Source organism: Paracidovorax citrulli (genome assembly GCF_900100305.1).
In the GTDB taxonomy this organism is placed as follows: Bacteria; Pseudomonadota; Gammaproteobacteria; order Burkholderiales; family Burkholderiaceae_C; genus Paracidovorax; species Paracidovorax citrulli.
This window is the reverse complement of the sequence record NZ_FNEY01000032.1, coordinates 46,233-58,567: the sequence shown is the minus strand read 5'-3', so window position 1 is coordinate 58,567 and position 12,335 is coordinate 46,233. Positions and strand designations below refer to the sequence as shown.

12 protein-coding genes are annotated in these 12,335 nt (G+C 60.8%); 1 reads left to right on the top strand and 11 read right to left on the bottom strand.

Features of this window, described 5'->3' with window-relative positions; genetic code table 11:
- Positions 1-146: 146 nt before the first annotated feature.
- Both BLR99_RS18490 and BLR99_RS22775 read right to left on the bottom strand, forming a co-directional pair.
- Positions 147-1,175 (bottom strand): DUF2806 domain-containing protein, encoded by a 1,029-nt coding sequence (locus tag BLR99_RS18490; RefSeq protein WP_074687425.1) that lies wholly within the window; start codon positions 1,173-1,175, stop codon positions 147-149.
- Between the two features lie 162 nt (positions 1,176-1,337).
- Entirely contained in the window at positions 1,338-2,867 is a 1,530-nt protein-coding gene (locus BLR99_RS22775; protein WP_139160180.1) for a P-loop ATPase, Sll1717 family, read from the bottom strand.
- 197 nt (positions 2,868-3,064) lie between these two features.
- Here BLR99_RS22775 and BLR99_RS18485 point away from each other — a divergent pair, with 197 nt between their 5' ends.
- Positions 3,065-4,150, top strand: a complete 1,086-nt coding sequence (locus BLR99_RS18485; protein ID WP_074687428.1) for an IS5 family transposase — start codon at positions 3,065-3,067, stop codon at positions 4,148-4,150.
- A gap of 133 nt (positions 4,151-4,283) precedes the next feature.
- On the opposite strand, the gene BLR99_RS18480 is transcribed toward BLR99_RS18485, so the two are convergent.
- The 9 genes from BLR99_RS18480 to BLR99_RS18440 form a co-directional block, all read right to left on the bottom strand.
- Positions 4,284-4,910 (bottom strand): AAA family ATPase, encoded by a 627-nt coding sequence (locus tag BLR99_RS18480; protein ID WP_074687424.1) that lies wholly within the window; start codon positions 4,908-4,910, stop codon positions 4,284-4,286.
- Between the two features lie 7 nt (positions 4,911-4,917).
- A complete protein-coding gene (locus BLR99_RS18475) occupies positions 4,918-5,577 on the bottom strand; it encodes a 2OG-Fe(II) oxygenase (RefSeq protein ID WP_074687423.1) in 660 nt (219 codons plus the stop codon).
- A 23-nt stretch (positions 5,578-5,600) separates the two neighbouring features.
- Complete coding sequence (locus BLR99_RS18470; protein WP_233427242.1) at positions 5,601-6,857, bottom strand: aminotransferase family protein; 1,257 nt, start codon at positions 6,855-6,857, stop codon at positions 5,601-5,603.
- Positions 6,841-7,881 carry a sulfotransferase gene (locus BLR99_RS18465; RefSeq protein ID WP_074687421.1) on the bottom strand — a complete coding sequence of 347 codons (1,041 nt, stop codon included), beginning with the start codon at positions 7,879-7,881 and terminating at the stop codon, positions 6,841-6,843. Before BLR99_RS18465 ends, BLR99_RS18470 begins: the two co-directional genes overlap by 17 nt.
- Positions 7,878-8,747 carry a TauD/TfdA family dioxygenase gene (locus BLR99_RS18460; RefSeq protein WP_011796760.1) on the bottom strand — a complete coding sequence of 290 codons (870 nt, stop codon included), beginning with the start codon at positions 8,745-8,747 and terminating at the stop codon, positions 7,878-7,880. Before BLR99_RS18460 ends, BLR99_RS18465 begins: the two co-directional genes overlap by 4 nt.
- A 342-nt stretch (positions 8,748-9,089) precedes the next feature.
- On the bottom strand, positions 9,090-9,677 hold the full coding sequence (locus BLR99_RS18455; protein WP_074687420.1) for a hypothetical protein: 588 nt from the start codon (positions 9,675-9,677) through the stop codon (positions 9,090-9,092).
- 91 nt (positions 9,678-9,768) lie between these two features.
- Positions 9,769-10,014, bottom strand: coding sequence for a hypothetical protein (locus BLR99_RS18450; RefSeq protein ID WP_046060483.1), 246 nt, complete (start codon positions 10,012-10,014; stop codon positions 9,769-9,771).
- Between the two features lie 127 nt (positions 10,015-10,141).
- A complete protein-coding gene (locus tag BLR99_RS18445) occupies positions 10,142-10,822 on the bottom strand; it encodes a 4'-phosphopantetheinyl transferase family protein (protein WP_233427241.1) in 681 nt (226 codons plus the stop codon).
- Between the two features lie 135 nt (positions 10,823-10,957).
- On the bottom strand, positions 10,958-12,316 hold the full coding sequence (locus BLR99_RS18440) for a lysine N(6)-hydroxylase/L-ornithine N(5)-oxygenase family protein (RefSeq protein WP_074687418.1): 1,359 nt from the start codon (positions 12,314-12,316) through the stop codon (positions 10,958-10,960).
- Positions 12,317-12,335 lie beyond the last annotated feature (19 nt).

Below are 12,335 nucleotides of genomic sequence, written 5' to 3'. Positions count from 1 at the left end.
CCTGCCGCATTTGCAGCCAGGCACCGCGAACCATCCACCATCGATGCAGGATCAGTTAACCTGCAAAACCCTGGACCTCTCTCCCAATGATTGGTATGGCTATTGGGGGCACATCAATTTGACAATCCATTTCTATGAAGAGGGTTTCATATAGCATGAAGATTGAAAAATTTAATCTGGTTGTTTCCAACCTCTATGTACGAGCCTAATTGAACCTCATACCCAAGCGTCTTTATTTTTTTCGCCAACGACTCAAGCATCTTTGCATTGGGAGAGAAGCTTCCAAGACGGAGCACCTGTTTGCCGATAGCCGTTACCGAACATACCTCCAGCGTAATGACCTTGGTTGCATCGGGTGCTGTGATCCAAAGCAAAGTGCCGTGGCAGGTAAGTACTTTCCGGAAGGAGCCAGCAATTTCGGATTCCCATGTGACTTGGAGCCCGAATGCTTCGACTCCGGCAAGAACCCCAAGCTCCTGCATCGCAAGTAGATCCGTAAACTTTACACCCTCCTCCTCCAGAACCGAATCTTCGCCACGGTAAATAACTCCAGAAACCACAAACGGAGATATTCGTTCGATGGCCTGAGCCTCACCCTGGGATAAGTTACGTAAGAACTCCAACGCTCTCAGCGAGAAACGCCCAGGAGATTTCACCTCGCCAGCAAGCACCTTTCCCCAGAGCTGCTGCAGCTCTTCGGACGAGACACCAGCTGCGCATTCGCGCCACCTGAGAAGCCAGTCGTCATGAGGGCTATCCTCTGGAGGTGCAGTGGTGTCCCTCTGCAATTCCTCCTCAGCATATAGAACTGCCTTGGCCACCGATACTTCTTGCCTCATGGCTTCAGCTTTGGCGTTCTGATCTGCAATCTCGGCAACATAAGGAAGAGGCAGAGGCAAAGGAGACGTAGCGTTAACCGCTATTCCATGGTCTGATGGCGCAATCAAAGCAGGTCGATCAACAAGTTCGCCATTTACCAGAAGCGCTTTTTGGCCACTCCGTATGGCTGCGGCGTCAATTTCAGCTTGGGCAAGGGCGAGCATCTCTGCCCGCCTAACGTCCACGGCAGCTTGCCCCTCCCGCCGGAGTTGCCAAGGCCTCAACAGATTGCCGATCCCTTTTTCAGCAAGAGTATCCCAGAGCTTGATGACAAGTTTCTCACCAGGAATTTCCATATATGTAACTCGATAGTTGTGACGCCGAACGTAACATAGACCGACCCAGTCCGCACGTCATATTTGGCGCCTTCGCGGTCTAAACTGATCCCGCATTTATGGGAAATTAATTCGCGATGTCTGGCTGCAACGCAGCATGTGATCCCCGATCAACGAAAGGGGTCAAGTATCCGAAGGCCTTGAGATAAATTTATCGTCTACAGGCAAGTTAAATGCGCGCCATAGCCCACGGTGCAAAAGCATTCGTTCACGGATGTTGAATGGGGCATGCCTATTTCGGTATCTGAAAGTGAAATGAGTCTGGCCCCGCTCAAGATTTTGTATGTTGCCTATTCCACTGCACTCAAAAAGAGCGCGAAGCACAACATCTATTTTCTCAGGGGAAAGCGACGACGCCTCCTTCTCTGCCAGAGCGTGCAATTCTTTCTGTGAAAAATCTCTCTGTCTTAATGCACCAGCCAAACGAAAGAATTCTTTTATTTCACCTGAATCAACGTAACCCTGAAGTTCATCTTTTATCTCAGGGAGAAAATATTCTATTGAATAACGTCTTATTCCATTTCTTATATTATCAGCAGAAATTCCTCCTTGTTTGCATGCACTCTGAATCATTCTTAGAAGCTGCAGAAAATCCCTTGGAGTATGCCTTGTATTATCCAGTAGGAGCAAAGATGTCTTCTTGCCTAAAAGTTTGGGAGGAAAAAACTCTGTCAAAACATTTACATTTCTTCCGAGAGCAATTTTCGCCCTAAGATTTGCAATACTCACCAGTCGGGACTCGGAAGGTGAAGATGGATTTGTATACCAATTCATCTCAATTGCCGAATCTTGTCGGATTTTATTCTTATTTGCGCCGTCGAGCAGTTCAAATATATCCGTTCTGCATAGAAGTAGTATTTTCGCATTTAATCCATATAATGCAAAACTTCCATTCAATCGATTAACCTCATAAATTAATGCACCAAGCGAATCCCATTGAGCACTTTGTGTAGTTACAATTTCATCAAGTCCATCCAGAACAATAACATGCCTGTTGGAAGTGCGAATATTGAGGAGCAATCTTTTGAGGTTATCAACGAAATAGGGAACATCTATTTTTGCATTCTTTGTTTTACTTTCCCCACTGAAAAACGGAGGTATTGATATTTTTATAGAGACCTCGTTGGTGATCCGCACCAAATTAGGAAGACCCATAATCGGCATGAGCCCCATTTCTTGAAGTGACTTTACAGTCTCATCGAAAGGAGTAGGATCTGGAATATCCAAAGAGGCATCACGCTGGAGTGATGCAACCAAATGAATCAACAGCAACCATGACCAAGCCGCTGGATATTTGGCCTGCGGAGCCTCAGCTCCAGGAATGATATTTGAAAATGCTGTATAAGGAAAATCACCAAGATCAATGTTTGACAGAAATATCTGACTTTCATTTTGATGAAGCAACCTCAACCGTTCCGATACAGCAGATTTACCCGAACCCTTGTATCCTAAGACTAAGAATTCAGGGCCATTTAATGCTGCGTCAGAAATTTGATGCAAATCAAAATACCCATCTATTAGTAGACCAGGAGCTCGCACACCTTCCTGTTGCGCGCTGGCATATCCAAAATTTATGGCTTGAAATTCCTCATCCATCTGACCCTCCGTTTGATATTCTAATGCCGCGCAACCAAAGCTAGCACCAATCACCATTGATGTCTAGTGGTGTGAGTCAGGAGGGAACCTCTCAAAACCTCCGAATTCGCAAATTGGAGCGCCGTAACTCGTTGATTTACAAGAGCACTGAGTGCTCACTGTCGGGGGTTTTGAAAGGCTCCCAGAAGGGAACCTCTCAAAACCCCGCCACTCCCTTGTTCACCGACAAGACCTGAGCCGCCCCCCCTTCAATGATCACTCCTCGCAGCGCCTTGAAGTTCGATCTATTTGCCAATGCGTCGCTCCAGCGCAAGAGAGATGAAGCGGGCAATCCGCTGCAAGTGATCGCTCGGCACATCGACTTTGCCGAGCTGGCCCGGCTGGTGGATGCACTCATCGAGCGCAGCGATAGCCGCAAGGGTAGCCGGCCCGCCTATCCCACCGAAGTGATGGTGCGCATCCTGGTCTTGAAGCGGCTGTACAACCTCTCGGACGAGCAGATGGAATACCAGTTGCTGGACCGCGCAAGCTACCAGCGCTTTTGCCTGCTGCAGGATGCGATGAACGTGCCGGACCGCAACACGATCTGGCGCTTCGGCGAGCGGCTGGGCGTGGATGGCGCCACGGCGTTGTTCCAGGGGGTGGATGCGCAACTGCACCGCCATGGGTATATCGCCCGGGGTGGGCAGGCCATCGATGCGACGCTGATACCCGCGCCGCGCCAGCACATCGACCGGGAGGACAGGCAGGCTTTGCAGCAGGGCCTGCAGCCGGACTGGAGCGACGCCCGGCGCAGGCAAAAAGATGTGGATGCCACGCACACGAAGAAGCACGGCAAGAGCTACTTCGGCTACAAGCTGAGCGTGAGCGTGGACCTCAAGCACGGCTTCATCCGCAGGATCGCCACGGGCACGGCCAGCGAGCACGACGGACACCACTTCGACGAGGTGCTGGACCTGCACAACACCGGACGGGGCGTGCACACGGACAAGGCCTACGCTAGCCGGCAACACCAGCAGCTACTCAAGGTGCTGGGCTTCGTGGACGCGATGCAACGCCGGGCCCGGCCGGGCAAGCCCCTGAGCGAGTGCCAGCAGCGGCGCAACCAGCGCATCGCAAAGAAGCGTGCCAAGGTGGAACACGTGTTCGCCGGCATCCGGCACTTGGGGGGCAAATTGCTACGCACCATCGGGCAGACCCGCGCCACGGTGGGCATGACGATGATGGCCGCCTGCTACAACATGAAGCGGCTGGCGTCCTTCCTGGACCGGGGAGTGGATGCGTTCTTCAAGCCATCGGCTGCCAAGGCACGGGTGCGCCTGCAACCGATAAAAGCGTGAGCCTTGCGGGGGGGCAAAGGCCCCGGGGCATGGGCTGCGGCCCACCCACCGTGCAGGTGTCCGAGCGCATTCGGGCCGCTGGAATCTTGACGACACGCTGGCTGGCGGTGGTTGTGAGAGGTGCCCGCTCGGGTCAGGGGTTCTGAAAGATTCCCTCTGGTGTTGCCGCGAGGCTTCCGCACGCCGATCGAACGCCGCGGCACTGCGGTGTTGCCAGCCACTCCGTGATCTCACCCGCAACCTCATCGGGTAAAAGATCCGAGGTATCCATACAGAGATGGTTGTCCGCGCGGATCGGAATCCCATAGGCGCATCGCTCCAGGATCGCGGCAAGCTGCTCACCGCTGTTGACCTTCCTGAACGCACGCCGGTCTGCGTTTTCCACCCGGCCCATGAGCTGATCGTTATGCGCCTTCAGTTGAATGAAATACGGTGTCGCCTGGTGTTCCGCGCACAGGGCCTTGAGCCCATCGATATACCAGTCGTCATGGGGCCCCTCATAACAGAAGGTCGTGATGATGTCCCGAGGATCGGACTCCAGCAACAACGCGATGGCATTGAGCCTCAACCGGCATGCAAACTGCCGCCGGCTTTCGAAACTGCTGTTGTCGCCGAGCAGGACGATCGCGATATCGTGCGTCAGGTGGTTGTGAAACAGCGCAGCGGAGAATTTCTTCGCCAGTTCTTTTCCAACGGTCAATTTCCCCACGGCAGGCGGGCCGTAGAGCATGACGATCTTTCTCCCGCGGCCGGGAACCATGGAGGCCTTACTGGGCTGTCTGGGTTGTCCCTGGTTCATAGTACGTGACGTTGAGCGTGTTTCGGGTCAGGCCTGCTGTTGCAGACAGTCGCGTGACCTCATGCCAGGTATCTTCATACTGCCCATCGCGAATGATGACGGTGGCATTTCCCACCACGGGAACGACGGTATGGCAGGCTTGGGCGTGATCCCGCGGATCGAGAATACGAAGCAGTCCACCCCACCCGGATTCCCAGCGGGCGTTGAAGTAGATGATCAGGCGAAAGCCCCGGCGCAGCGATGCATCGACATGCGGCAAGTAGTGCGTGTTCTGGCCTCCACGGAATGCCACGGCCTCCATCGGGAATCCTGCCAGGTCCGTGCCGCTGAAAGCGGCCATGGCCGACCTGAATGCACCAGATACCAGTTCCTTGCCCAACGCCTGCCATGCATCGGACAAGGTTGCGGGATCGTCCACACCGGAAGAGCCCAGGGGGACAATGGTGCGCCGGTAAAAGTACCCACCGTTGCGTTCGCGGAAGTTGAAACCTTCCGTCGGGAACTCGCTGGCCAGCTTCTGGGCCAGCGCATCGTTACTCCATATGTTCTGCAGTTCCCCCCAGTTGAAAGGGGTGTGATGGAGCGTGCCCCCGGCGATCTGCCCGAGCGAGAAATATCCCGATGTCATATGTTTCTTCGCACAACAATAAATCAATGGCGCGGCGCGTTGCCTATGGCCCGGATCAGATGGTGGACCAGCTCTTCCATCCCGGAGTCATCGATGGTGAAAGGGGGAGCGAGCTTCAGGTGCCGATCTGCAGCCCCGACGATCAAACCCTGCCGGCGCGCGTCGTTTTGCACACGCCTGCAGGTATCGGCTGAATCGAAACTGATCGACAGCATCAGCCCTTTTCCTTGGGCGGTAACGGTGTCATCGACTGTCGGCAACTTCTCGCGAATCCACTGCAGCAGCCGTGTGCCGTTCGTTCGAACTTTTTCGAAGCAGTCCTGTGCGTGCAGATAATCCAGAATGAACAAGGCAGCACGACAGCCCAGAAGATTGCCGGACTGCGTGTGCCCATGCCGGAGGAGCGGGACAGGTTGTGATGAGAAGCTGTCCGCGATGTGGGCCGTGGCCATTACGGCGGTGATGGGGAAACCGCCTCCAAGATTCTTGCTGAAAATGACGATGTCAGGGCTGGCGCCCTGGGAGAACGACTCGCACAAGACGCCGGTTCGGCCGATCCCGCAATAGACTTCGTCGCAAATCAGGGGAATATCGTGGGCCCTGGCGAGCGAAGACAACGATCGCAGGAAGCCCTCCGGGAACTGGCGTGTTCCTGCGATCGCCATCACCGGCTCGACGATGATCGCTGCCACGGTCGAGCCATGTTCGGCCAGAAGTGCTTCCCATGCCGCCAGGTCGTCGTTGCCGCGTGGCGGGGGCATCGTTAACGAGCAAGCCGCGACCAGTGGCAGCGCTCCTTCGTTGATGAAGGCACGCCGCGTCGCGATCATCGCCCCCAGCGTGCAGCCGTGATAGGCGCCATCGATGGCCACCACATGCGTGCGCTGTGGGCGCCCACGGTTGACCTGGTATTGCCACGCCATCTTCAACGCGGCCTCGACCCCCTCGCTGCCGCTGCCCACGAGGAACATGTGCGCGAGCCCCATGGGTGCAGACGCATCGATGAGCCGTTCCGCGAGGGCCTCCGGCAGTACCGTGTTCGAACCGATATTGCACGCGTGGACCAGCGTATCCATCTGCTGCTTGACCGCATCGATCAGGGCCGGGTGGGAATGGCCCAGGCAATGGTTGTAACTGCCCGATATGCCATCCAGGTAGCGCCGCCCTGCATCGTCGTAGAGATAGGCTCCTTCGCCCCGCACGATCTTTGGCCGATGGTCATCGCAGCCCATGGGGGTATAAGGCGGCCAGTAACCGCGGAATCTAGACATGGCGTGCATACGGCGTCCCCTGAAGTTCGGATTTCAACTGGTCTATGTTCTCGATCGCCGATGCCATCGACGATGTTTCTTTTTTTCCTGTTCCGGGGACGAGCCTCGCGGCCGACACCCCGAGAAAATCGATCAATTGCGCATGCACGGGCCCGGGATTTTCGAGCAGGTCTTCGTATTCGACGGTGAGGATTTCGTGGCGGCTGAAGCAGTCGAGGAATTCGGCCCGATTGGCAAGATCCTGGTCGATGAATTCGATGAGTTCCGCTGGTGGGATGGTCAGCCTGATTTCCTGCCTGTGCCTCCTGTCGTCGCGACCGACATACCAGATCTGGTCCCGCAGGCTTTTCTTCAGCGACACCAGGCGCTCGAGCCGGTTGCGTCGATCCAGCAGGATGATCTTCAGGTCCTGCAGGCCCACCAGGGACTCCCATATGTTTGCACCAGCCCATTCGGTGTCGAGATCCCGGAAAAGCACGAAACCCACGGCTTCCACGTATTCGAAGTACGGCCGGAACAGATGCCGGTCGAGGATGTGCTGCGCGGTGGTTTCCTGTGCATACGGAAGCAGGTGCTGGCCGAACCGGTTGAATGCCTCGCCGTGCATCTCGATGCACGGATGTGAGCCGAGCAGCGTCCGCAGGAGATGCGTGCCGGAGCGCGGCGTCGAAACAATGGCGAATTTCGTATATTGCTTCTGCGCGGTGGCGACGTCTTCGGGCAGGCTGCCGCCCAGCCATTTGTTGTGCTCGGCCTGTGCGACCTGGGCACGCATGAGTTCGAATATCCCGGGCGAGCGCTCCGCGAGGGCCCGCATGGGCGCCAGTGCCTCGTCTCCGCGCAGCCCTGTGCGGCTCCAGTTCTTCCCGCCGGCGCGGTATTCGTGCACGAATGCGACGATGGCCGATGCCAGGTCATGGCCGACCGCGTATTCCTCGATATCACTCCGGATGCGCGTGGCAAGCTCGCTCTCGCCACAGGACATCCATGAAGACCACCAGGATGCCGGCACGTATCCCGTGGTATCCGTCATCTGCACTGTGCTGGATGCACGGACTGGTGAATGGGAGCGGCCGGGAGCGCTTCCTGCATGGCGCGTGGAGCGGAGAGGAACAGGCCTCGCAGCAGGACGCGGGGGTGGGCCGGATCATCGATGTAGGCGTTTCGCCCATGTGAAAGCTGGTCATTGCGCATGACCAATGCCTGCCCTCTTTGCAGGGTGAAGCTCAGCGTATATCCACTGCCTGGCTCGGCAAGATGTTTCAGGTAAGCCACGGCGTCGATCACCCGGGGGTCGGCGCGGCGGGAATAGTCCCAGTCCGCGGTCACGTCGAGGGTGAAGCCGCTCGCCATTTGACCGTTTTCTCCGGTGTGAAACACCGGCCCGATGTGTTCGTATTGTTGATCCAGGCGTGGATCGGTCGATCTGCGCCGGAACACCTTGGGGGCCAGCAGGCTTTGGGCAAGCCCTGGATCATGGCGGGACAGGGCCTGGAATGCCGACAGGCTGTCGAACAGTATCGATTCGCCACCGGAAGCCGCGTGCTGCCTGCAAAGCAGGATCGACGTCTTGATCGTGCCGATCGGCAGGTAGGAGCCATCGGTGTGCAAGGCCGCGCCTGCCGTTCCATTGAACACATCATGCTGCCCGCTCGCCAAGCCACCGACCTGGTTCACGCCGCGCGTGGACATGCCTTCCGTATGCATGCGGCGGTTGAATTCGGACTGGTACATGGGGCCGAGGCAATAGAGTTCGGCCATGCGCTCGAAGTCTGAAGCATCGAACCGCCATTCGTCGCGGACGATGGCAAACCCGTATCGGTCAATATCCCTCAAGACTCCCTGTATATCGTTCACATCGAGCACTTGCTCCGACCAACCGATGAAACGGCTTTGCATACCCTGCCTCTGGTGAAGTACAGATTGAATACCAGGAACTCCCGGAGAGCACCGCGCACGACGGGCTCGATAATCGAGCCAGTCGTCTGCTGCATTCTGGATTCGAGAAATTCGCGCAGGGTCTTGTTGAGCACGGCGCAGTCCGCACTCTACAGGCCGCAGGTAGGTGTTCGAATTAAAACAACTTTGTCGCTGTAAAACATTTGGATATAGGTTCGCCCCGTATGCAGCCGCCGCTGCAAATTCACCATGCCGCCAGGCTTCGTGACCTGGACCGGGTTTTCCGCGCTCCCGTGGCGGTTTTTCGGGCGCTGCGCCCGGCGTGGCCCTGGCTTCGGAGAGCTAGTCCCGCAGGGCGCGCGCACGGCCACCCGCCCGCACCGCACGCCAGCACCGCCAGCTTTCTTCGGCCAGCAGCAGCCCATTGCACAGCGCGATGGCCACGGCGAAGCCCCCGAGCACAGGCCAGGGCGGCAGCTCCGAACGCATCCGCCAGCGCCAGTCCAGCGCCGTGCCCCTGGTGCCCTCCTCCGGCACCGCCAGCCACGCCTCCAGCGCCGGCTGGCAGAGCAGCAGGATGCCCGCCAGGGGCAGGATTTCCATAAAGCTGTGGACCATCTGCTCCAGCGGGGTGATGGTGCGCGCGGGCGCGACCATGCGCAGCTCCAGCCAGGTGGCGGCCTCGTGCAGCAGCCACATGGCCAGCAGGAAGGCCACGAGCCCGGCCGTGGGCTCGAACAGCAGGGCCGCCAGGACGGCGGCGCCCATCTGCAGGAACAGCGCCCAGTGGAAGGCCGATTCCGCGAAGCCGGTGCTGGTCGCTTCGATGCGCGTGCGCCGGTGGCACCACCAGTCCGCCGCGCCCGCGGCGATCCACAGGACCATCAGGATGCCGAAGGGCAGCAGGGCCGCAGGCTGTTGTGGGTTCATCGGATCCGTGCGGCCGGGCCGGGCGGTCCGGCGACTGCCGGAGCCGGTTTCGGTCCCGGTCCCGGTCCCGGTGCGGGTGCCGGCGCCGGTGTCAACGCTTCGTCGCCTTCGGGTCTTCCGCGGCCCCCTCGTCGGCGGGAACGGACTTGGTGCTGACGACGGACACGGGATCGCTCGCGGGGAAGGTCTCTTCCACGGCGCTGTCGAGCGTGTCTTCCTCGACGGCCTGTACCTGCAGTCCGCCGGCTGGGCTGTCCGTGCTGGTGCCAGGGGCGGGAGAGGGATGGGCGTCGGCGGTCGGGAAAGGCCAGGGGGTGCGGGAATTCGTGGCGGGCATGGTCGCTCCTTGCTGCAAATTTGCCGATACGCCTCCCCTCCCCCGGCACGGCGGGCAAGGCCTGGCCCGAAGCGGGAGGCTCCTGCCCGGCATGCGGCAAACGGCGTGCCCGGCCGGCGGTGCGGGCCTATGCCGCCGCGGCCCAGGCCAGGGCGGCGGCGTAGCCAGGCGGCGCGGCGAGCACGCAGGCCTGTACGGCCGGGCCGTGCAGCGGGCCCTCCAGTACCACGCCCAGGCCTGCCCCATCCTCGCCCCCCACCCCGCCGGCTTCCCGCCGCTCCACGCAGACGTGCGGCAGGTGCTCGGCCACGCCGAGGCCCAGGCATTTGAGGACCGCTTCCTTCACGGTCCACAAGGTGGGGAAATCCGGCCGCGCGGCGGGCGGCGCGGCCCGCTCGCGGGCGGACAGGACCAGGGATTCGAGCGCGGCCGGGTCCGCGAGGCCGTGCGCGCCGAAGGCATCGCAGCGCTCCACGTCCACGCCCACGGCCCAGGGGCCTTCCGCCAGGGCGATGAGCGCGTATGCGCCGGAGTGCGAGACGTTGAAGTCCAGCCCTTCCCATCCCACCAGCGCCGGCCGGCCGTGGGTGCCGGCCGCCAGGGGCACGTCCCGCGGGGCGACGCCGATGCGCTCGCCCAGCAGGCGGCGCAGCGCGGCGCGCGTGCAGGCGGAGCGCACGCGGTCGGCGGGCTGGCGCAGGCGCGCAGCGCGTTCGGCCTCGGCGGGGGAGAGCACGGCCCAGTCATCCGCGGGGATGGGCGCATCCAGTTGGAGCGGGACACGCCAGGCACGGATGTGAGGGAGCACTTCTGGCGGCAGGGGCCACGGAACGGGCGGGGTCATCGACGATGGCGGCATGGCCCGGATTGTCCGCATGGCGGGACGGGCGCGGCGGCCTGGCCCGCCAGGCACGGCAGGGACGGGCCCGGACGCGGCGGGGCCTCAGGCCACATGCAGGCGCTGTGTCTCCCGCTCGAAGTCTCCCGCGTTGCCGCGCGCCGGGGCGTCCGGGCCGCGCGCGCGCAGCGGCTCGCGGGCGGGAGGCAGGGCGGCGGCGAGCACCTGCCCGATTTCTCCGGTGCGGACGGCGGTGACGGACAGCAGCGTGTCGCTCAGGCCGTGGCTGGATTCGCAGGCACCCTGCAGGAAGATCGCGGGCCGGAAGCCCGGGGCCGCCTGCACCCGGTAGTGGCGGTCCACGGTGAAGTCGCCCAGGTACGGGGCCAGCGGCGCGAGCACGTCGCGGTGGGCGGCGCGTTCGTAGCCGGTGGCCAGCACGGCGGCGTCGTAGCGCACGGTGCTTTCCTCGCCCGATTCGCGGTCGTGGAAGGTGAGGTACACGCCGGAGGCATCGGCGCGGGCGGCCCGCACTTCGTGCTGGCGCAGCATGCGCAGGCGCCGGCCGCCGGTCACGCGCTGTTCGTAGAAGGTCTTGAAGACCTGCTGGATCAGTTCGAGGTCGGCCACGGCGTAGTTGGTGTGGGCGTATTCGCGCAGCAGCGATTCGCGCTCCGGGGCGGAGCGGCCGAACATGTAGTCGGTGAAGTCGGCGTTGAAGATTTCGTTGACGAAGGGGCTGTCGTCGGAGGGGCGGATGGCGCGGGCGCGCATGGCCCAGTCCACCTCGGGTGCATGGGCGCGGCCCTGCAGGTCCATGAAGATTTCCGCGGCGCTCTGCCCGGCCCCGATCAGGGCGATGCTGCGCGCCGCGCCCTGGCGCGCGATGTCGCGCAGGTAGGTGCTCGAGTGGAAGACGCGCGGGTCGCCCTGCAGGCCCCGGAACACCTCGGGAATGCGCGCGGTGCCGCCCACGCCGACGATGAGGTGGCGCGCCAGGCGCTCCTGCACGCGGCCGGCCGCGTTGCGCGAGCGCACGCGCAGCTGCTCGACGGCGCCGTCCGGGCCGTGCTCCGGCAGGACCTCGAACACCTCTTCGCCGTAGGCGCACTGGCCCTCGAACTGGCGCGCGGCCCAGCCCAGGTAGTCGTTGAATTCGTGGCGGCTGGGATAGAAGCTCTTGAGGTTGATGAAGTCCTGCAGCCGGCCCTGCTCGTGCAGGTAGTTGAGGAAGGTGAAGCGGCTTTGCGGATTGCGCAGCGTGGCGAGGTCTTTGAGGAAGGAGATCTGCATGTGCGCGTGGTCCAGCAGCATGTTGGGGTGCCACGCGAAGGCCGGCTGGCGCTCGATGAAGAAGGCCTGCGGCGCGCGGCCGTGGGTGCCGCGGTGCTCTTCGAGCGCGATGGCCAGCCCCACGTTGGAGGGACCGAAGCCGATACCGATCAGGTCATGGATGTGCTGCATGGGATGACAACTCCTTTGA